This window comes from Lederbergia wuyishanensis (assembly GCF_022900255.1).
Lineage (GTDB): Bacteria > Bacillota > Bacilli > Bacillales > Bacillaceae_C > Lederbergia > Lederbergia wuyishanensis.
This window is the reverse complement of record NZ_JALIRM010000005.1, coordinates 16133-37248: the sequence shown is the minus strand read 5'-3', so window position 1 is coordinate 37248 and position 21116 is coordinate 16133. Positions and strand designations below refer to the sequence as shown.

Annotated in this window: 17 protein-coding genes; 7 read left to right on the top strand and 10 right to left on the bottom strand. The window is 37.7% G+C overall.

The window, feature by feature from the left end; genetic code table 11:
• Positions 1 to 39: 39 nt before the first annotated feature.
• Positions 40 to 648: a nitroreductase family protein gene (locus tag MT489_RS09720; RefSeq protein ID WP_244681352.1), complete on the bottom strand. Its 609-nt coding sequence runs from the start codon at positions 646 to 648 to the stop codon at positions 40 to 42.
• A gap of 4 nt (positions 649 to 652) precedes the next feature.
• Positions 653 to 1501 carry a VOC family protein gene (locus MT489_RS09715; RefSeq protein WP_244681351.1) on the bottom strand — a complete coding sequence of 283 codons (849 nt, stop codon included), beginning with the start codon at positions 1499 to 1501 and terminating at the stop codon, positions 653 to 655.
• Positions 1502 to 1638: 137 nt separating this feature from the next.
• Here MT489_RS09715 and MT489_RS09710 point away from each other — a divergent pair, with 137 nt between their 5' ends.
• The 3 genes from MT489_RS09710 to uraA all read left to right on the top strand — a co-directional run bounded on the left by MT489_RS09710 (position 1639) and on the right by uraA (position 4858).
• Entirely contained in the window at positions 1639 to 1971 is a 333-nt protein-coding gene (locus tag MT489_RS09710; protein ID WP_244681350.1) for a winged helix-turn-helix transcriptional regulator, read from the top strand.
• 90 nt (positions 1972 to 2061) lie between these two features.
• The gene (pepT, locus tag MT489_RS09705; RefSeq protein ID WP_244681349.1) at positions 2062 to 3297 is read left to right on the top strand and encodes a peptidase T; all 1236 of its coding nucleotides are present in this window, start codon (positions 2062 to 2064) and stop codon (positions 3295 to 3297) included.
• Between the two features lie 280 nt (positions 3298 to 3577).
• Positions 3578 to 4858, top strand: coding sequence for a uracil permease (gene uraA / locus MT489_RS09700; RefSeq protein WP_244681348.1), 1281 nt, complete (start codon positions 3578 to 3580; stop codon positions 4856 to 4858).
• A 588-nt stretch (positions 4859 to 5446) separates the two neighbouring features.
• Here uraA and MT489_RS09695 read toward each other — a convergent pair.
• Positions 5447 to 6268, bottom strand: a complete 822-nt coding sequence (locus MT489_RS09695; RefSeq protein WP_244681347.1) for a polysaccharide deacetylase family protein — start codon at positions 6266 to 6268, stop codon at positions 5447 to 5449.
• A gap of 149 nt (positions 6269 to 6417) precedes the next feature.
• On the opposite strand from MT489_RS09695, the gene MT489_RS09690 reads away from it, so the two are divergent.
• Together MT489_RS09690 and MT489_RS09685 are read left to right on the top strand one after the other, a co-directional pair.
• Positions 6418 to 7698, top strand: a complete 1281-nt coding sequence (locus MT489_RS09690; protein WP_244681346.1) for a DegT/DnrJ/EryC1/StrS family aminotransferase — start codon at positions 6418 to 6420, stop codon at positions 7696 to 7698.
• 84 nt (positions 7699 to 7782) lie between these two features.
• The gene (locus MT489_RS09685; protein WP_244681345.1) at positions 7783 to 8913 is read left to right on the top strand and encodes an ROK family transcriptional regulator; all 1131 of its coding nucleotides are present in this window, start codon (positions 7783 to 7785) and stop codon (positions 8911 to 8913) included.
• A gap of 80 nt (positions 8914 to 8993) precedes the next feature.
• Here the strand turns inward: MT489_RS09685 and MT489_RS09680 are convergent, their stop codons facing one another.
• On the bottom strand, positions 8994 to 10451 hold the full coding sequence (locus MT489_RS09680; RefSeq protein ID WP_244681344.1) for a gluconokinase: 1458 nt from the start codon (positions 10449 to 10451) through the stop codon (positions 8994 to 8996).
• 355 nt (positions 10452 to 10806) lie between these two features.
• On the opposite strand from MT489_RS09680, the gene MT489_RS09675 reads away from it, so the two are divergent.
• Positions 10807 to 11982: an ROK family protein gene (locus MT489_RS09675; protein ID WP_244681343.1), complete on the top strand. Its 1176-nt coding sequence runs from the start codon at positions 10807 to 10809 to the stop codon at positions 11980 to 11982.
• A 419-nt stretch (positions 11983 to 12401) separates the two neighbouring features.
• Here MT489_RS09675 and gndA read toward each other — a convergent pair whose 3' ends face one another.
• Positions 12402 to 13820: an NADP-dependent phosphogluconate dehydrogenase gene (gene gndA / locus MT489_RS09670; RefSeq protein ID WP_244681342.1), complete on the bottom strand. Its 1419-nt coding sequence runs from the start codon at positions 13818 to 13820 to the stop codon at positions 12402 to 12404.
• Positions 13821 to 14119: 299 nt separating this feature from the next.
• On the opposite strand from gndA, the gene MT489_RS09665 reads away from it, so the two are divergent.
• A complete protein-coding gene (locus MT489_RS09665) occupies positions 14120 to 15610 on the top strand; it encodes a catalase (RefSeq protein ID WP_280518570.1) in 1491 nt (496 codons plus the stop codon).
• A gap of 536 nt (positions 15611 to 16146) precedes the next feature.
• Here the strand turns inward: MT489_RS09665 and MT489_RS09660 are convergent.
• The 5 genes from MT489_RS09660 to MT489_RS09640 form a co-directional block, all read right to left on the bottom strand.
• The gene (locus tag MT489_RS09660) at positions 16147 to 17250 is read right to left on the bottom strand and encodes a Gfo/Idh/MocA family protein (RefSeq protein WP_244681341.1); all 1104 of its coding nucleotides are present in this window, start codon (positions 17248 to 17250) and stop codon (positions 16147 to 16149) included.
• Positions 17251 to 17397: 147 nt separating this feature from the next.
• Positions 17398 to 18552, bottom strand: a complete 1155-nt coding sequence (locus tag MT489_RS09655; protein WP_280518572.1) for a Gfo/Idh/MocA family protein — start codon at positions 18550 to 18552, stop codon at positions 17398 to 17400.
• Positions 18553 to 18572: 20 nt separating this feature from the next.
• On the bottom strand, positions 18573 to 19541 hold the full coding sequence (locus tag MT489_RS09650; RefSeq protein WP_244681339.1) for a sugar phosphate isomerase/epimerase family protein: 969 nt from the start codon (positions 19539 to 19541) through the stop codon (positions 18573 to 18575).
• Positions 19542 to 19673: 132 nt separating this feature from the next.
• Positions 19674 to 20078, bottom strand: a complete 405-nt coding sequence (locus tag MT489_RS09645; protein WP_244681338.1) for a DUF1259 domain-containing protein — start codon at positions 20076 to 20078, stop codon at positions 19674 to 19676.
• 215 nt (positions 20079 to 20293) lie between these two features.
• Positions 20294 to 21064, bottom strand: a complete 771-nt coding sequence (locus MT489_RS09640) for a sulfite exporter TauE/SafE family protein (RefSeq protein ID WP_244681337.1) — start codon at positions 21062 to 21064, stop codon at positions 20294 to 20296.
• Positions 21065 to 21116: the final 52 nt, after the last annotated feature.

The window sequence follows — 21116 nt, the reverse complement described above, 5'->3', positions numbered from 1 at the left end:
ACCCTTGAAAATAAAAAAAAGCGCCCTTAGGGACGCTCCTTATTTAAAAACTTTCATTCTCTCTTCAACGCTATTATATTGCTTTTCACGTGGTTCTGCTGTCGGTTTTCCAAATGGCATTTGTGATATTAGTTTCCAGTTCTCAGGGATGTCCCAAATTTTTTGTACTGCTTCATCAATAATAGGATTATAGTGCTGTAATGATACTCCGAATCCCTCTAGTTCCAATGCTGTCCATACAATATATTGAAGCATTCCTGAGGATTGCAGGGAGTATTCAGGCATTTTTTCTGCATAGGAAGGGAATTTTTCCTGTAAAGATCTCACTACTGTTTGATCTTCAAAAAATAAAATGGTTCCACTACCGTTGCGAAAGGCCGCCATTTTTTCTTCAGTTGGTTTAAAATTTTCTGCTGGAACTAATTCCCTTAATGCAGCTTCTGTTATATTCCAAAGTTTATCATGGTTTTCTCCAAGTAAAATCACAGCTCGTCCACTTTGTGAATTAAATGCAGATGGAGCATGTTTAATCGCATGAGCAACAATTTCCTCTATACGCTCGTCCGAAATGACGGTTTCCTTACTTATCCCATACATTGAACGTCTATTTTCAACTGCTGTATAAAAGTTTTTCTCTGTTTGAATCATTACATCAACTCTCCTCTATTTCTAAAACTATCTCAATTCCCGAAGGATCTTTCGTTATTATTTTACCATCCTTCTCAGAAAACGAAGCATTTATTTTGTCCAATTGGTGAATGACGTTTTGCTTTTCTTCTTCATCAGGTAAAGCTATCGTAAAATATTTCAATCCAGTAGTATTTTTCCCTAGTGCAGGCGCACCTTTACTATTCCATGTATTTAAACCAATATGATGGTGATATTTATTCTTTGAAATAAAAAGCGCTTGGCCACCATAACGAAGCACAAGATCAAATCCAAGCCCATCAACATAATATTCGCGAGTTTTTTCCAATTCAGCTACCTGTAAATGGATATGTCCAATAACTGTTTTTTCAGGCATACCTTTCCAACCTGTTTCAGTAGCTTCCTGCAAGAGATTTTCAATATCTAAAGCAACTGTCGTCATGTACACCTGATCCTCTTGCCATATCCAGGTATCCGGTTCACGATCGATATATATTTCAATACCGTTGCCTTCTGGGTCTGCTAAATACAGTGCCTCACTTACATGATGGTCAGACGCCCCTTGCAAAGGATAGCGGGTTTGAATAAAATAATTAACAATATCGGCAAGATTTGAACGATGAGGCAATAGAAACGCGATATGATATAAGCCAGTAGTCCTTGGGTCTCGAGGTGTTGCATCGTTATGATGTTCAAGTACTAATAATGCAGTTTCACCATCTGCAGATATCGAAGCTTTTTCATTTGTCCGCTCAATTACTTTAAATCCGAGAACTTTTTCATAAAATTTCACTGTTCTATCAAGATCTTTGACTGTTAACACAGCTTGTTTGATAACAGAGGGTTGTGTCATTTTATTGTCCTCCTTCCACTTACTTTATGTAAGCAACTTTATTATAATTATGTTATACTGTCAAGTAAGGAATAATTAAAATAATAATAGGTATTTAATAAAGCAAATGGTATAATTTAATCAGCGAGGTGAGTATTTTGAATAATTCGTTATGCCCAAGGTTTGAAAAAGCAATGAGTATATTGGGTCAACGCTGGACGGGATTAATTATTCACCAGCTTTTAAATGGACCCCAGCGTTTTTGTACAGTCGAAGCTGCAATGCCCATTAGCGCTCGAGTTTTATCAGAAAGATTAAAGGACTTAGAGCAAGAAGGTATTGTCAAACGCCAAGTATATCCTGAAACTCCCGTGAGGATTGAATATTCCTTAACGGATAAAGGTATGGCCCTTGCCCCTTTAATGAAGGAGATAGAAAAATGGGGCGAGAACTGGTTAGAAATTGATAATGAAGAACATATTAATTCATAAAGCCGCCTTCCCAAATCGGGAATGCCGGCTTCTTTATTTTAACTATAAATTTGCGTAATATGTAATTATTAAGTTTGGGAGGTAACGAAAATGAAAAACGACATTATTCAACGTTTTGTATCTTATGTAAAAATTAATACCCAATCAGATGAAAATAGCCCTTCATGCCCTTCTACCCCTGGCCAAATGACTCTTGCAAATAAGCTTGTTGAGGAATTGAAGACAATCGGAATGGATGAGGTGTCCATTGATGAAAATGGCTATGTAATGTCAACTTTACCTGCAAATACAGAGAAAAATGTACCAACTATTGGTTTTTTAGCTCACGTTGACACAGCAACTGATTTTACTGGTGAAGGTGTAAATCCGCAAATTGTTGAACATTACGATGGGAACGATCTTGTGTTGAACGAAGCTACAAATGTAGTTCTTTCACAGAAAGACTTTCCTGCTCTAGCTAATTATAAGGACCATACACTTATTACAACAGATGGCACAACCCTTTTAGGAGCGGATAATAAAGCTGGGATTGCTGAAATCATGACAGCGATGGATTATCTAATCAAACATCCTGAAATTAAGCACGGAAAAATTCGCGTTGCTTTTACGCCAGATGAAGAAATTGGTCGTGGCCCACACAAATTTGATGTAGAAAAATTCAATGCTGACTTTGCTTATACAATGGATGGCGGACCAATTGGTGAATTGCAATATGAAAGCTTTAATGCAGCGGGATTGAAGCTTACTTTCCGCGGAACAAATATTCACCCTGGTACAGCAAAAGGAACAATGGTTAACGCTGCAAAAATTGCGATGGAATTTCATAACGCATTGCCTGCAGATGAAGCTCCCGAGTTGACTGAAGAATATGAGGGTTTCTATCATTTGCTTTCTTTTCACGGAGATGTCGAAGTAACAAAGCTTTCTTATATTATTAGAGATTTTGACCGCAAAAATTTCGAAGCAAGAAAAGCTCTTGTGGAAAAAATTGTTGCAGAACTAAAAGAAAAATATGGACAAGACCGGATTTCTATCGAAATGAATGATCAATATTACAATATGAGAGAAAAAATTGAACCAGTGAAAGAAATTGTTGATATTGCTTCTGATGCTATGAAGAGTCTTAATATTGAACCAATTGTCTCCCCTATTCGAGGCGGAACGGACGGTTCGCAATTATCATATATGGGCCTTCCAACTCCGAATATATTTACTGGAGGAGAAAACTTCCATGGACCATATGAATTCATTTCTGTTGAAAATATGGAAAAAGCTGTTCAGGTCATTGTGGAAATATGTAAATTATTCGAGGAACGTGCAGAATAAGATATATTTTTGCAAAATTATTGCAGATTAACAAATAAAAAGTATTGACTTATCTTTTCGCACCTGCAATAATACATAAGACAAAAGAATCAGATTGCCTTTAAAACAGTCCTGTGAGGCTGACAAGGTTGCATGCGCATATGACTATGCGTAAATTCTGCATACAAATGATGTGAACATCCGATCATTATGCACCTTGCCAAGCTATGGACAAGGTGCTTTTTATTTTGTCCAAGGCAAAGTATCTGATCTAAGATTAAATAAAAGGGAGAGATATCGGATGAAAAACAGAGAAATCCAAGTAGACGAACGCTTACCGTTATTACAAAGTTTACCTTTAAGCTTACAGCACTTATTTGCTATGTTTGGTTCTACAGTATTAGTACCATTATTATTCGGAATAAATCCTGCCATTTGTTTATTGATGAATGGGATTGGAACATTAATCTATATTTTTATTACAAAAGCAAAAATACCAGCATATCTTGGTTCCAGCTTCGCATTTATTTCACCAGTATTGTTTGTATTAAATGAGCACAAAGGTGCAGAAGGATACAGCTACGCTCTTGGAGGATTCCTTCTTGTCGGTATCGTATTACTACTTGTCGGTCTAATAATAAAAGTAGCTGGAACAAAATGGATTGACGTTATTTTTCCTCCTGCTGCTATGGGCGCAATTGTAGCGGTTATTGGACTAGAGCTACTTCCGGTTGCTGGAAATATGGCTGGATTGGTAAAACCTTCGGATGTAACTGGCGCATGGTCACCTGATCCAAAAATGATTACAGTCTCATTATTAACACTTGGTTTAACTATTCTTTATTGGGTGCTATTGAGAGGATTTCTAAAAATCATCCCAATCTTACTTGGAATTATTTCTGGTTATATCATTGCTGCATTTGCAGGATTGGTTGATCTTTCAGGAGTAAAAGATGCTAGCATGTTTGCTCTTCCTACATTTTATCAAATTAAGTTTAATTGGTCTGATATGATTGTTATTTTACCGGCGGCTCTTGTATTACTGCCAGAACATATTGGACATCTAATTGTAACAGGCAATATTGTAAAAAAAGACCTTGTCAAAGATCCTGGTCTTGACCGCTCCTTTATGGGAAATGGTATTTCAACAATCATTTCAAGCTTCACAGGTTCTACACCGAATACTACTTACGGAGAAAATATTGGAGTTCTTGCGATTACAAGAGTATACTCCACTTGGATCATTGGAGGAGCTGCGGTTATAGCCATTTTCCTTTCCTTCTTCGGAAAATTGGCAGCTTTAATTCAAGCAATCCCAGTACCTGTTATGGGTGGAATTTCACTTTTACTTTTCGGAATCATCGCGGTTAGTGGTCTACGTATGTTAGTTGAAGCAAAAGTAGATTATAGCCTTTCACATAACCTAATCCTAACATGTGTGGTTTTAGCAATCGGTATTAGTGGGGCTACAATTCATGTTGGTCCTGTAGAACTAAAAGGTATGGGCCTTGCAACTATCGTCGCTATCTTACTGAGCTTATTCTTTAAAGTTCTTGAAAAATTAAATTTAACAAATGATTAATAAAGTACCCCTGAAGCGAAATTTACGAACTTCAGGGGTTTTTGTTTTGTAAATTTTTATTTTGTTTTTGGATTCCTAGTTCTTGGTTAGTAGCTATATCTTCACCCTATTCGATGTAGGTGTAGAACCGTACAGATGTTTTAAATCATAGTTGTGGAATCCTATTCGACAATGGAGCTGGTCTATTCGCTGTCGTCGTGTTTCTATTAGCCGTCGTGGTTGGTCTATTCGCCGTTATTGTGATTCTATTAGCCGTTGTCGTGCTTCTATTCGCCGTCATCGTGTTTCTATTTGCTGTCGGGCCTGCTCTATTCGCTGTCATCGTGTTTCTATTTGCTGTCGACTTGAATTATTGCCATTATTTTCGCAGTTCCAACCATATATTTGTGTTTAGAGAATTTTATTAGACGTTTTACCTATTCTATTAGATGTTTCGGATATCCAATTAGACGTTTTACCTATTCTATTAGATGTTTTGGGTAGCCTATTAGCTGGTTTTAAGTTTCCTTAGCTATATCAGACATTCTTTTAGCATTTTTACAATTGAAACGCGGTTACTGATCCCTTTTCTCAGCCTTTATATTGAAATTAATAAATCGAAACCTCTTCCCTATCCTTACGTTCCGTCACTTTTTCTTCATAGTATGTAGAAGAATTGGCAACTTCTAGCCCTTTTTCCCTAGCGTAAATAATTAATTCCGCAATATGGTCAAGTTTTGGATCATGACGAATACTGCTCCAATCATGGCTGCAATAGACAAAATCCAATTGTTTCTCACTTGCGTAGTCAATATCCTTTTTCACCCATTTAACGTATTCATCAATATTGTTCCAGCCGAGTTTTTCTCTGGCAATGCAATCCTGCCACCCATGTAGAGGACATTCTAATATTTCCGGAAAGCCTTGTGGTTCATAAAAGTAAGGTTGCCATTCAAAAGGAACTGGTTGCCAATCTTTTTCATTGCGACCAGCTGATCGGATAAACTTAATTCCATTTTCACGCAATACCTCCAACAAATCCAGGCGGTCACTTAAGCCACGATAATAATTATAAGGGGCCGTAAATCCAATTCCTTTAACACCTAGTAGATCTCGAAGTACTTTCTGCCCTTTACTGATTTCTTCGCAAACCTCTTCAAAGGTGCCACTTGGAAAAATTGTTATACCCTCCTCATTTTCCTGAACGACAGTTTTTAATAAAACATGTGAGTACGTATGTTGATTGAATTCTAAGTAACCTTCATTCAAAACTTTTTGTGCAACCGCAACATTTCTCTCCAATGTTTTTCCAACAATAAAAATACTCGCCTGTGCCTCAAGATTTTTATGTACCTCGGATGCTGCTGTTAAAAATATCTCAGTTGACTCATCTTGAGATTCGACATCATAACCTATCAAGAATTTAGGCATACAACCTCACCCCATTATTTTATTTAGTAAATTATATAAAATTTTTTTGATATTGTATATGAATCTTTTAAATAATATGAGTTTACAGTTAGTATATTCCATCATATAATTTACTCAGGAAATTAATTATAAAAAGGAGGAAATAAATCATGTTAGCTGCAAATGGTGGAACTCCAGTTCGAACGAAGCCGTGGGCTCCAGAATTTATTAGCTCTGAGGAATTTGATGAGTTAGAGAAAGAATATGTACTTCGAGTGTTAGATAAGAAAAGGGTTTTCCGTTTTTATCATGATCAACTTGCAGATTCAGAAACCAAGCAATTAGAAGATTTATATAAACAGCGTACAAACGTGAAACATGCTCTTGCGGTGAACTCGGGTACTTCCGCTCTTGTATCCGCTATTGTGGGTGCAGGAATTGGTCCTGGTGATGAGGTAATCATTCCTGCTTATACGTATATTGCAACAGCGGCTGCCGTTTTAATTGCTCGTGCAGTTCCCGTTATCGTTGAGGTCGATGATAGTCTAACAATGGATCCAAACGCATTTGAAGCTGCTATTACCGAGCATACCAAGGCAGTCATCCCTGTTCACATGAAAGGAATACCATGTGACATGGATAAGATTTTAGAGATTTCTAAGAAGCATGATCTTATCGTTATCGAAGATGTCGCACAGGCAAATGGAGGATTCTATAAAGAAAAGCCTTTAGGATCAATGGGCGATGCAGGGTGCTTTAGTTTCCAACAGTATAAAGTCGTAACGGCCGGTGAAGGTGGACTCGTCACAACAAATGATGATGTCATCTATACACGTGCTAGTATTTATCATGATTCCGCACTAAGTTACTGGGGAACTAAACTTTTTGAAAATGTTGAATCCTTTCCTGGCGAAAACTACCGAATGAGCGAACTTAATGGAGCACTTGCTTTAGCTCAATCGCAGAAACTCGATACCATTATTTCAAAGCTTAGAGAAGTTAAAAAAACGATCGTCGCTGGGATCAAAGATATACCCAATATTCAACTCCAAAGAGTTCCCGATCCTGAGGGTGATGTTTCATATAGCTTAATCTTTTATTTATCCAACACAGAAGAAGCAAAAACATTTGCCGATTTACTTAATTCGGAAGGCATTCCGAATGGAACAATTTATAATAACGGAATTGCAGATCGCCATATTTACGTTAATTGGGATTATGTACTGGATAAACGGGGAGCAAGCGAAAAAGGAAACCCTTGGACATGTGAAAGCTATAAAGGTAATGTTCAATATTCCAAAGACATGTGTCCAAATACTTTAGATTTACTTGCCCGCTCTATAAGCATTTCATTACATCAAAATTTGACTCAAGAAGATTGCAAAGATGCAATTGAAGCTATAAGAAAAGTAGCTAAGCATATGAGCGAACGCATGGAAATTCACCAGTAAAGATTGAAACTCAGTGGCCTAGTGTCACTGGGTTTATTTTATTGTTATAATCATATAAAGCATAGATTGAAAGGACTTTTCCCCATGAAATACACTGCGTCTGAAAAGGAAATTCTCAGCCTTGTAACTATGTATAATGGAATTTCCAGAAAACAACTCGCTGAACTTTCCGATTTGTCTCAAGCGAGCATCACAAAAATTACGAAAAAATTAATAGATGATGATCTTATTATGGAAGGTGAGCGGATAAGTAGCGGTTTAGGAAGAAAAGAAGTGTTATTATACTCAAATCCTCATAAGTTCACTTTTTTAGGAATTGATATTGGCGGTTATCTCGTGCGCTTTGCATTATCAAATAACAGCATGGAAGTATTACATCAAGAAGAGTTTTTCATGGATGAATTAGATGAAAGTCATAATAAAGATGAAGCACTACTTGAAAGGCTCAATCAATTTTTAAAAAGAACTAATACTATTTCTTCTAATATTGATGCTATCGGAATTGGAGTGACCGGACTAGTTGATATCGAACAAAATATGATTTTAAACATCCCTAATCGTAAAGGTTGGGACGAGATTCCGATTATTGACATTTTCAAGAAAACTTTTTCCTGTCCTATTTTTCTCGATGAAGGCGGCCGTACGATGGCGATTGCCGAAAAAACATTAGGAAAAGCCAAGGAAATCAGAGATTTTATTGTTGTTCAAATTGGATTTGGGATTGTATCGGGAATTATGATTAATGACCAACTCCTAAGAGGATCGAGCAATGTTTCAAGCCTTCTTGGCCATATTACTGCTGACGAAAACGCTGGACGTTGTTTATGCGGAAATTATGGCTGCCTGGAAAATATCATTACTTTTCCAATGCTCGAAATAGAATACAAGAAACGAAATGGACTATACTCTTCGATCGGTGAAGCGTATAAACATAATGACAAAATTGCCATCGAGGTTTGTGTTGATACAGGAAAGGCTCTCGGAATTGCCCTTAGTAATGTCGTCAATCTATTCAATCCTAATGCAATCTATATTGGCGGACCCATCTTCGACGTTCTTCCCATGCTTTTAGAAGAAACAAAACGGACGATTATTTTACGTGCAAACCGATTCGCAACTCTTGCTTTAAGTCTAGAAGAAAATAGCTTTGGACAGCAACAAGGCATTATGGGTGCGTTAACCTTTGCAAAAATTAATTTTATATCCCAACTCTAAAACCTACATTGAGTTAAATGCTGCTTTGGTTAATAAAAAATTTAAATTTTACAATGTAAACATTTTGAAGCCGCATCCCATTAGATGCGGCTTCGTTTCATATATTCTTCATATATTTCTTGATATGCGCGATGAGTTTTTTCATTCGGTACAATTGGTTCACCTAACTGAATATTATTTTTGATTTCCTCAAATGAATTTACCTCTCCAATTGCCACTAATGATGTCCATGCCGCTCCCCACGCCGAGCTATGATGAGTTTCTGCTACATAGACTTCTTTTCCAAAAATATCAGCAAGCATTTGCAGCCAAAGATTTGAGCGAGCCAATCCCCCATTAACATAAATTCTTGATGGCTCTCCAGCAAGCCTACATAGAGCCCTTTCGATTTGATATAGATTAAACGTGATTCCTTCAAGGACAGCACGAATAAAATGCTCTTGCTTATGGGTGATGGACAAGCCTGAAAAGTTTCCCGTAGCCCGCTGATTCCAGATTGGCGCCCGTTCCCCGTTAATATACGGATGAAAAATGAGCCCCTCTGCCCCTGCGGTTACTTTACCAGCCTTCTCGATAAATTCACTATAGCTATCTTGGTTATTTAATAGCTCCTTTAACCATTGTAGCGCAATGCCTCCATTATTGGATGGTCCGCCAATGATACTATATTCATCTGTAAACGCATAAGAAAATGTTTCCCTTTTTTCGTTAATTCGGACTCCCTTAGAAAACTGGCGTACAGCCCCACTCGTTCCAACTGTAATAGCCACCTCTCCTGGCAAAATTGCTCCAATTCCTAAATTCGCAAGTTGGCCATCCGCAGCACCAATAACAACCGGTATGTCAGACAAAAGACCCATTCCATCTGCAACTTTTTTATCTAAGCCGTTCAATACATATGTTGGAGGAACCACTTCGGATAATTGATTTTCTTCTATTTGGGTAATTTCTATTGCTGTTTCATCCCATTCCAACTTACTAGGGGTAAATAACCCCGTCGCAGAAGCCATCGAATAATCGACAACTCTTTCTCCGAACCAACGGAAAAGGATAAATTCTTTAACAGACATAAAATAGCGTGCTCTTTTATATGGTTCGAATGCTGTTTCCTTCATCCATACTAACTTAGTAAAAGGAGTCATTGGATGAATCGGTACACCTGTTTTCAAAAACAAATCTTGGCGTTCCTTTTCCGAAAAACTCTCAGCCTGTTGACTACTCCTCCCATCGGACCAAATAAGAGCATTTGATAACGGATTCCCATCTTGATCAACACAAATTAGAGAATGCATCGCACAAGAAATACCGATGACTTTTACTTCATCCTTTTGTATTTTCGCTTCATCCATAGCATCTTTGATTGCTTTTACCGCAAAACTTTCAATCTCATTTGGGTCCTGCTCCACCCACCCAGACTCTGGATAATATGTTGTGATCAAGCGCTCCGCTTCAGATTTCACTTTTCCATTAAACTGGAAAATCACAGCTTTTGCGCTTGTTGTCCCAAGATCAAGTCCTATACAATAGTTACCTGACATTATTAACATCTTCCTTCTCTTTTTATGTAAAATTTAACTTTTTCCGCCCTAAAATATTACTGTACAAGTCAAAAATCGACATTATTTTTAAAACATAGTGGTAAAGGTGTAAAGCTGTGGTATTATTATAGAAATCGTGTTCAAGCATCCTAATCTATTTCCACATATATAATAAGGTAATGAAACCACTTACATTCTTTCACAAAACATTTGTTTATTAGTCAAATTAATACAAATAGAATATCATTACCAAAACAAACCGTCAATTAATAATAGATTAAGAGCTAAGTAATTTACTATAGAGAGAAACACTTAAAAGTGAATAAGCTTTATCTTTGTTAATAGGGGGATCAATATGATTACAGGCGATGCAGCCTATATAAAGAAATTAAATAGGAGTTTAATTTTAAGTCAAATTATCGAATACAATAAGATCTCACGGGCAGACTTATCAAAAGTGACAGGGCTTAATAAAGCTACAATATCCGTGCAAGTATCTGATTTATTGGAAGAGCAATTACTTATTGAGGAACAATATGAACATAATAATTTAGGAAGGAGACCTATCCTTCTTTCTTTAAACCGAAAAGCAGGATACGCATTAGGAATTGACCTTGATAAGGATCAAATATTATTCACGTTATCAGACTTACTTGGCTTTCCTACTCATATCGAAATCGTTCCATTGCAAACAAAAGACTATAATGAAATAGTTGATATTTTAGTTGAATATATCATTGAAATTAAAAAGAAATGCCAAGGAAGTACGTTTGGATTAATCGGAGTAACGGTAGGCATTCATGGACTCGTTTCGAAAGATGAAAAAATTCTCTTTTTCCCGCATCTTAAATGGCGAAATAAAAATATAAAAAGCGATCTCGTAAACAAGGCAGATGTGACGGTTTTTATCGAGAATAATGCAAATTTAACGGCATTCGCTGAAAATGTCTTTAAACATAATAAAAGTAGTAACTTAATTAGTATTTCCATGCATTCTGGGATTGGCTTAGGTATGATGATGAACGGTGAAATTCACAAAGGTTTCCATGGCTATGCAGGTGAAATAGGTCACATGATTGTTGTACCTGACGGAAACAATTGTGCATGTGGCAATCAAGGATGCTGGGAGCTATATGCATCTGAATCTAGCTTTTTTAAGCAATTAGAGGAAAATTATCAACGTACTAATGCCGACTATTACGATATCCATACGTGGTTAAAAATGGGCAAACCTGACGTTGTTGAACAAATGGAACAACTGATTAAATATATTTCTATTGGACTGAATAACATCATTAATATGTACAACCCAGAAATTATTGTACTCAATTCCGAGTTGCTGCGTCTAAGTCCAAATGCAATTACCCAAATCGAGAGGCGATTGAACTCAAACATTAACCATTATAGCAAGCTTCTTATATCCGAACTTGGAAAACAAGCATGCGTTATGGGTGCTTGTGCATTATCAATAAAAAAATTCTTACAAATTTCTGAGTTGAATTTGCAAATCACAATGAATAGAACATTGTAATAAGAAAAGCGCAAGGCGCCCGTTCAGCGACGTACAGGCCCACAGGATGTGGGTCCGTCGACGTCGCCACAGGACGTGGCGGTTTTTAGTCGACGTTCCTCTATAAGCTTCTGACGAGATAAAGGAAACACAGCGAGGAACGAGCCGATGTTGACCTTATTGTAGGAAGAAGCTGAAAGTTTGCTAGTCGCTGGGCGCCTGGAGCTAGACATTGAAAGACTTCCTTTAAATAAGGATTGTAAAAATTTTATACTTTCTTTACTTTGAACAAAAGCGCAAGCTCCTTAATCCGACAAGTAAAAGTTAAAGTTGCTCTTTAACTTTTAACTTCGCGGTTTGGACAGCAAAGTCTTAGTTTTTAAATTTTCCCTTAAAACGTTTAAAAAACCCGGTAGATAATTCTCCCGGGTTTTTCTATATTAATTCTTATTCATCCATTCTGTATGGAAAGTACCTTCTTTATCAAGGCGCTCATAAGTGTGGGCACCAAAATAGTCGCGTTGTGCTTGTAATAAATTTGCAGGCAAAGTTTCTGTACGATAACTGTCATAGTATGCAATCGCGCTTGAGAAGCAAGGAACTGCGATTCCGCGTTCAACTGCAATGGCAATTACTTTACGAAGTGCCGACTGATAGCTTTCAACGATTTCCTTAAAGTATGGATCAAGCATTAAGTTAGCTAGGTTTGCATCTCGATCATAAGCATCTTTAATTTTTTGCAAGAATTGTGCACGAATGATACATCCGCCTCTAAAGATCATTGCAATATCGCCATATTTTAGATCCCAGCCATATTCTTCTGACGCTGCCTTCATTTGCGCAAAACCTTGAGCATATGAACAAATTTTACTCATGTATAATGCTTTGCGAACTGCTTCAATAAGTTCTTTTTTGTCCCCTTCAAAAGCGGATACTTCAGGGCCGTTTAATACTTTACTTGCTGCTACACGTTCTTCCTTCATTGCTGAAATGAAACGTGCAAATACAGATTCAGTAATAAGTGGAAGTGGAACACCTAAGTCCAATGCGTTTTGGCTCGTCCATTTACCTGTACCTTTTTGACCAGCAGTATCTTTAATCAAGTCCACTAGCGGTTTTCCAGTTTCTTCATCTACTTTCGCAAAAATATCAGCTGTGATCTCGATAAGATAACTATCAAGTTCTCCTTTATTCCACTCTGAGAATACTTCGTGCAATTCCTCTGCATTTAAGCCTAAAATATTTTTCATAATATAATAAGCTTCACAAATCAATTGCATATCGCCATATTCAATTCCATTATGAACCATTTTCACATAGTGGCCCGCTCCATCTGGACCTATATATGTACTACATGCTTCTCCATTCACCTTTGCAGAAATCGCCTGGAAGATAGGTTCAACTAAATCGTAAGCTTCTTTTTGTCCACCCGGCATAATGGAAGGACCTGTAAGTGCTCCTTCTTCTCCACCTGAAACTCCTGTGCCAATAAAATGAAGACCCGCTTCACTTAGTTCTTTGTTACGGCGAATGGTATCTTGGAAAAACGTATTTCCGCCATCGATTAAAATATCGCCTTGTTCTAGGTGTGGCTTTAAAGATTCGATTGTTGCATCTGTAGCTGCCCCTGCTTTTACCATAAGCAAAATCTTACGTGGCTTTTCCAACGAATTAACAAACTCTTCTATAGTTAAGGCACCGACAAAGTTTTTACCCTTCGCTTCATTCTCCATAAAATCTTCTGTTTTTTCAGAAGAACGATTATATACTGCAACAGAATATCCACGACTTTCAATATTTAAAGCGAGGTTTTTCCCCATAACTGCCAAACCAATAACGCCTATTTGCTGTTTCGACAATTTTACTTCCTCCTTAGACACTAATTCATAAATATATTTTATCATACAATGTCTTTCATAAGTTAACAACCTGAGTTGCTTATTATAGGAGAAATATTTTGTAATTATTAAAAAAATGCTATTTGCGTGTGTAAGAAGTGAATATTTTAGTCGAATATTGCCAGTTAAAGGATTTCTTTTGTAGAATATTGGAACCTTTTTTATAAAAAATCTTATATTATAAATATAGTAAACTTATAATTAGTCTGTTATAATAATTATTGTAAGTTACATACCACATTATCGGAGGTGCACGTTTCTTGAGTGAGAATGAGAAGAAGCAATTGAAAAAATTAACGACTGCTGCAGGTGCCCCAGTCATCGATAACCAGAATTCTATGACTGCAGGTCCAAGGGGTCCTGTTTTGCTACAAGATGTTTGGTTGATCGAAAAGCTAGCTCACTTTGATAGAGAAGTCATCCCTGAAAGACGTATGCATGCCAAAGGATCAGGAGCATACGGCACATTCACAGTCACAAACGACATTACAAAATATACAAAAGCAAGAATTTTTTCAGAAGTTGGTAAGCAAACTGAAATGTTCGCTCGTTTTTCTACAGTTGCGGGTGAGCGTGGAGCGGCTGATGCAGAGCGTGATATTCGTGGATTTGCGTTAAAGTTTTATACAGAACAAGGAAACTGGGACCTTGTAGGAAATAATACGCCCGTATTTTTCTTTAGAGACCCTCTTAACTTCCCAGATCTAAATCATGCTGTAAAACGTGATCCTAGAACAAATATGCGAAGTGCGAAAAACAATTGGGACTTCTGGACTTCATTGCCTGAAGCTCTTCACCAAGTAACGATTGTTATGAGTGACCGCGGAATTCCTAAGTCATATCGCCATATGCACGGTTTCGGAAGCCATACGTATAGCATGATAAGTGCAGAGAACGAACGCTATTGGGTAAAATTCCATTTCCGTTCTCAACAAGGAATTGAAAATTTAACAGATGCTGAAGCAGAAGCTCTTATTGGTAAGGATCGCGAATCCCACCAAAAGGATCTATATGAAAGTATTGAAAATGGTGACTTCCCGAAATGGAAAATGTATATCCAAGTGATGACAGAAGAAGAGGCAGAAAACATGCCTTACAACCCATTTGATCTTACAAAAGTTTGGTATAAAAAGGACTTCCCTCTTATTGAAGTTGGAGAATTCGTTTTGAATCGAAATCCTGAAAACTATTTTGCAGAAGTAGAACAAGCTGCATTTACTCCAGCCAATATTGTGCCGGGTATTGGATTCTCACCCGACAAAATGTTGCAAGGAAGATTGTTCTCATATGGAGATGCTCAACGTTATCGCTTAGGTGTAAACCACCATCAAATTCCAGTCAATGCACCGAAGTGTCCATTCCATAGTTTCCATCGCGATGGACAAATGAGAGTTGACGGAAATTTAGGAAGCACCATGCATTATGAGCCTAACAGTTATGGTGAGTGGGAATCGCAGCCGGATTTCACTGAGCCGCCATTAAAAATAAGTGGCGATGCTAAAAATTGGGATTTCCGTGAAGATGACGATCAATATTTCACACAACCCGGTCTTCTCTTTAATAAAATGAACGATGAGCAAAAAGAAGCTCTCTTTGGAAATACCGCTCGTGCAATGGGCGATGCTCCGAAAGAAATTAAAATTAGACATATCATCCACTGCTACAAAGCAGACCCTGCTTATGGTGAAGGTGTGGCAAATGCACTTGGCATTCCAATGAGTGAAACGGGAATTGCCGTAACAGAAGTTTAATATTTTTTAAGAGACGGCTTAGCTGCTGTCTCTTTTTTGATTTAGTTCACTACTACTCTACTCGAAATCCGCAGATCAATTGTTACTATACATTGAAGAGAAAAGAGCTTTTTTACAATTCTGTGGTGATTGAAAAGATTCGAGGCATAACTCAGCTATTTATCACTATTATGCGGTGATCGAGCTCGACTCTCTGAATAACTCAGTCATTTTTCACTATTGTGCGGAGGTCCACTCGATTCACGGCGAACTCTGCTATTTTTCAATATTATGTGTTGGTTGAACTCGTTTAGAGGTATAAATTTACTATTTGTAACATATGAGTTAATCCAACTTGATTGGAGGAAGAACTTAACTTCTTGCACTGCACCAAGGAAAGAACTGTGCGGCTATAAATGGTTCTTCTCCACTGAATTAAGCCTCCCCTTGGATTAACTCCAAAAGGCACTGCTCTCACTGGCGAAACATAAAACATACATACAAAAAAGACTCCCAAAAAAGTTACATTTTGAGAGTCTTGTTGTCATTTAAAATATTTATGATAAAAAATCAGTTGGTTGGTTCATCGGAAGGGCTTCAGGTCTAATGCAGCCACTTGAAATTTCGATATGTTGTCCTTTTTCAGATGCATCGATAAAAGCGTGCATTACATCTAGCACATGGAAAGCCAATTCTCCGCTAGCACGGTTTGCACGTCCTGTTCGAATGGCGTTTGCCATGTCGGCAGCTCCGATTCCCCTACTATTTTCTCTAAAACTATGAGTCAGTGGGATTTCAGTCCACTGCGCTTCCCCTTGTCTTTTAACATAGATAGGACCGCCGAATGTATTTGGATCGGGAACGATAAGAGTTCCTGTCGTACCATAAATTTCAATTCTTGGTAATTGAGAGCCCCATACATCGAAGCTGGTCGTAATGGAACCAATGGCACCATTTGCAAATTCGAATACACCTGAAATATGTGTAGGAATTTCAACAGGAACTTTTTCCCCTGCTCGTGGGCCAGCCTTAATTGTTCTTTCAGGATAAGTCGCTCTTGCACAGCCAGTAACTCGCTTGATTGGTCCTATTAAGTTAATTAGTGCAGTTAAATAGTATGGTCCCATATCAAACATTGGACCTCCACCCTCAACATAGAAAAAGTCAGGATTTGGATGGAAACCTTCAGGACCGCTCCCCATCATAAAAGCACTCGCTGCAATTGGTTCACCTATCCAGCCATCATCGATTAGTTTTCGACATGTTTGAAGTCCCCCACCTAAAAATGTGTCCGGTGCAGAACCGACATAAAGCCCTTTACTCTTAGCTAATTCTAAAATTTTCTTTCCATCTTCACGTGTAACCGCAAGTGGTTTCTCAACAAAAACATGTTTTCCTGCTTCAAGTGCTTGTAAGCAAATTGGAGCGTGTGCAGTTGGAATTGTTAGATTGATAACCATTTCGATCTCTTCATCAGCCAAAAGCTCTTCAGGTGAATATGCTTTAGGGATTCCAAATTGTTCAGCACGTGCTTTCGCGTTATCCATATTAATGTCCGCAACTGCAATGACATCAAGATTTTGAAAAGTTTCCTTCGTATTTTTTATGTAAATTTCACTTATCATCCCACAACCGATGATTCCTATTTTCACTTTTTCCATATTGTTATCCTCCACAATGATGACTTATGCTTTGCCCCGGAATTTCCGGGGCAGACGTTTAATTAATTCTTCATAATAATTATTGCATACAGCTTGAATCAAGAAAATAAGAAACTATATGTCGGTTTCTACTTTTTTGTGATAAGCTTATACGTTTTCCACTAAACGCATTTGTTTAACATTAACCCAACTGCGCGTTTCAGCCGACTTTTCAATTGCTGTTAATATTTCTTGATTTCTAACTCCATCTTCAAAATTAGGAGATGGGCTATATCCTTCAGAAATACCTTTCATTAACTCTGTCATAAGGTTAATAAACGTATGTTCATACCCGATAATATGTCCCGCTGGCCAGTAAGCACCTGCAAATGGATGATGCTCTTCCGTACATGTGATATTTCGGAAGCCTTGAAGTCCGTTTTCATCGTCAGCAAAATAAACTTCCAAATTGTTCATTTGTTCCATATCCCAACGAATGGAGCCTTTAGATCCATTAATTTCAATGCGATTCCCATTTCGATTTCCACCTGCAAATCGAGTTGCTTCAAATACGCCCATCGCTCCGTTTTCAAAGCGAACTAAGAATGCTGAAGCATCATCGACATCTACTTCTTCCATAATGGTGCTTTCAGATTTTGCACTTAATCCACCACTTGAATCTGCTACGGGACGCTCCTTAATGAACGTTTCCATCATACCAGTTACTTCTTCAAATTCACCAACTAGGAATCGCGCCATGTCAATACTGTGTGCTGCAATATCTCCAAGTGCACCAGAACCAGTCACTGCTTTTTTCAGACGCCATACACTTGGAAATTTCGGATCCATGATCCAATCTTGCAAATATTGTGCACGCACATGATAGATTTTACCCAATCTACCCTCTTGAATCAATTTTTTCGCAAATTGAACAGCAGGTGCAAATCGATAGTTATGGCATACCATGTGAATGACATTATTCTTTTTCACCGCATTATACATGCGTTGAGCATCTTCTAATGTCAAAGCAAGTGGCTTTTCGCAAAGAATATGTTTTCCAGCTTCAGCAGCTGCAATTGCAATCTCCGCATGTGTATTATTCGGTGTGACGATATCTATTAAATCAATATCATCACGTTCAATCAACTTTCTCCAATCCGTTTCATACGAAGCGAAGCCCATTCTCTCTGCAGCTTCTCTTACCCCATCTTCATCACGTCCTACTACTGCTTGAAGGACAGGTTCTACATCACAATCAAAATAAAACGGAAGATCGCGATACGCGTGCGAATGTGCCTTCCCCATAAATTTATAACCTATCATACCAATCCTAATCTTCTTTTTTACGCCCACCAAATTTCACCGATCCTTTCTTTAATAAGCAAATTTTGAAGGAAAGAAGCTGCTTTTTGGAAGCCTTCTTCTACTGACATCAAACTATCCTCGTGTTCGATACTAATGACACCATCATAACCAACCAGTTGAAGAGTACTAATTATTTTCCTCCATGTTTCCTCTCCATGACCATAGCCGACCGTTCGGAAAATCCAAGAACGATTTAATTCGTCGCGATAGCTTTTCGTATCGAGTACTCCATTAGCGGCAGTATTTTGAGCATCGATTCCAGTATCTTTCGCATGGAAGTGGTATAATGCTCCAGCCTTTGCCAAATCTTTAATTCCCACGATTGGATCCATGTTTTGCCAGAATAAGTGACTCGGATCAAAGTTCACCCCAATACTATCTCCGCATTCCTCACGAAGCCGCAACATTGTTTCGGTATTGTAAACGACGAATCCGGGATGAGGTTCTATCGCAACCCGCACTCCATGCTCTTTTAAAAATTGGTCTTGTTCTTTCCAGTAAGGAATGACTTTTTCTTCCCATTGCCAATCTAGAACTCTCCCAAAATCCTCTGGCCAAGGGCATGTTACCCATGAAGGGTTAAGAGACTGTTCGGATTCACCAGGACAACCTGAAAAAGTAATAACCGTCTCTACACCAAGTTTCGCTGCTAACTTGACGGAATTTTGAAAATCCTCATGATGCTGATTGGCAATTTCCTTATTTGGATGCAGAGGATTTCCGTGACAGCTAAGCGCACTGATTTCCAGACCTCTACTATTAATAGCCTCTCTGAATCTAGTTAATTTTTCCTCATCCGCTAGTAAGCTTGCAGCATCACAGTGAGTGTTGCCAGGATAACCGCCAGTTCCTAGTTCGATCGCTTGCAAACCACTTTCTGCCACATAATCTAGCATTTCTTCAAAGCTTTTTTGGCCAAATAAAACCGAAAAAACTCCTAACTTCATTTTCCCCACTCCCCATATTTAGTTATTCTAAACTTTGATTAACCGTTATACAAAGTATGTACAAGTCATGAGGCTATATGTAATAAGATACCATATAAAGGTCCTGTTGAAAACCTTTTCATTTCTACTCCACTAAGATTTTGGATAACTACTTAATGCAGAAAATGCATTTACTAGCTTCCTACCAAATTGTAAGGGTGGTTCAACGGATTGTATATGCATATACAAAATATTAGGATTTACGAAAATCCAATGATTGTGCAAGGCACTAACGATTAAACCATGCTGAACAACCGAGTACATGAACGATGGAACTTCTTTTTCAAGAATAGCTATTTCTGCAAGATTCAGAGCATTTCCGTTTTGATCCAAAGCTTCAAACGAAACACTTACAGGCACAACTGAAGTAGTAGTCCTACCTTGAACAGTAACGGAAAAATTTCGATGAAGCGAGACAGAACAAACACCGTGACTAATCTTACTTTTCGTATTAAAAATAGCAGAAAATTGATCACAAAGACTTGTATACCCGTTCATGACTAACCTCCCATTAGATACTCCTGTCCTAATCTATGTTTTATTAATTAGTAATATGCAAGAAAAGCCAAAGCACGTAGTCTTAGGCGACAAGCAAATTTTCTGAATGACTTAGCTTATTTGCCCTCGAACCGGTGGCTCCTTAAGATAAACATTTAATATTATTGTTCTCTTGTAAAAAACCAAACAATGAACTTCATTGTTTGGCCTGTACATTATAAAATATCAATCCATATTTTTATTGCGGTTGCTAGTATTAATACAGCTAACATTATTTGTAAAACTTTTGTATTCATCTTTTTACCTACAGTCGCACCAATAGGCGCTGCTATTAAACTAGCGATAACCATAATTAATGCAGGAAAATAATCAACTTGTCCAGTTGTAATTTTTCCCACAGTTGATCCAATTGAAGAAATAAATGTTATGGCAAGGGATGAAGCAATTGTCATTCGTGTAGGGATTTTTAATACTACGAGCATAATCGGTACAAGTAAAAATGCACCTGCAGCCCCAACAATCCCTGCCCCTATTCCGACAATAAAAGCCAATCCAGCTGCTAGCCATTTATTAAAAACAACTTCGCTATGCGGAGTATCGTCAATTCCTTTTTTCGGAATAAACATCATTACAGCAGCAAGCAATGCCAGTATTCCATATATAAGATTAATTCCATTCTCAGACATTAACTTCGATCCGAAACCACCAAGAAAACTTCCGATTAGTATACTGACACCCATATAAATAATTAATTTTTTATTCAAATATCCGCCTTTTCGATAAGCCCAAACCCCACCTATTGTTGCAAAAAAGACTTGAATCGCACTTATTCCGGCAACCTCATGAGCGGTAAATGCTGCTAGACCAAATAGAGGCGGGATAAATAAAAGCATTGGATATTTAATAATGGATCCGCCTATTCCAAGCATTCCAGAAATAAAAGATCCAATGAATCCTATAAAAAAAATAATGATAATATAATCCATAAAACTCTCCTTTCTAAAAGGCTATCCTACGAGCAACTTCTAGGATAGCCTT

What these genes read in the sequence shown, in the direction of transcription:
- MT489_RS09720 (WP_244681352.1), bottom strand. Translation starts at nt 648, where the DNA reads ATGATTCAAACAGAGAAAAACTTTTATACAGCAGTTGAAAATAGACGT.
- MT489_RS09715 (WP_244681351.1), bottom strand. Translation starts at nt 1,501, where the DNA reads ATGACACAACCCTCTGTTATCAAACAAGCTGTGTTAACAGTCAAAGAT.
- pepT (WP_244681349.1), top strand. Translation starts at nt 2,062, where the DNA reads ATGAAAAACGACATTATTCAACGTTTTGTATCTTATGTAAAAATTAAT.
- uraA (WP_244681348.1), top strand. Translation starts at nt 3,578, where the DNA reads ATGAAAAACAGAGAAATCCAAGTAGACGAACGCTTACCGTTATTACAA.
- MT489_RS09695 (WP_244681347.1), bottom strand. Translation starts at nt 6,268, where the DNA reads ATGCCTAAATTCTTGATAGGTTATGATGTCGAATCTCAAGATGAGTCA.
- MT489_RS09690 (WP_244681346.1), top strand. Translation starts at nt 6,418, where the DNA reads ATGTTAGCTGCAAATGGTGGAACTCCAGTTCGAACGAAGCCGTGGGCT.
- MT489_RS09685 (WP_244681345.1), top strand. Translation starts at nt 7,783, where the DNA reads ATGAAATACACTGCGTCTGAAAAGGAAATTCTCAGCCTTGTAACTATG.
- MT489_RS09680 (WP_244681344.1), bottom strand. Translation starts at nt 10,451, where the DNA reads ATGTCAGGTAACTATTGTATAGGACTTGATCTTGGGACAACAAGCGCA.
- MT489_RS09675 (WP_244681343.1), top strand. Translation starts at nt 10,807, where the DNA reads ATGATTACAGGCGATGCAGCCTATATAAAGAAATTAAATAGGAGTTTA.
- MT489_RS09660 (WP_244681341.1), bottom strand. Translation starts at nt 17,250, where the DNA reads ATGGAAAAAGTGAAAATAGGAATCATCGGTTGTGGGATGATAAGTGAA.
- MT489_RS09655 (WP_280518572.1), bottom strand. Translation starts at nt 18,552, where the DNA reads ATGATAGGTTATAAATTTATGGGGAAGGCACATTCGCACGCGTATCGC.
- MT489_RS09650 (WP_244681339.1), bottom strand. Translation starts at nt 19,541, where the DNA reads ATGAAGTTAGGAGTTTTTTCGGTTTTATTTGGCCAAAAAAGCTTTGAA.
- MT489_RS09645 (WP_244681338.1), bottom strand. Translation starts at nt 20,078, where the DNA reads ATGAACGGGTATACAAGTCTTTGTGATCAATTTTCTGCTATTTTTAAT.
- MT489_RS09640 (WP_244681337.1), bottom strand. Translation starts at nt 21,064, where the DNA reads ATGGATTATATTATCATTATTTTTTTTATAGGATTCATTGGATCTTTT.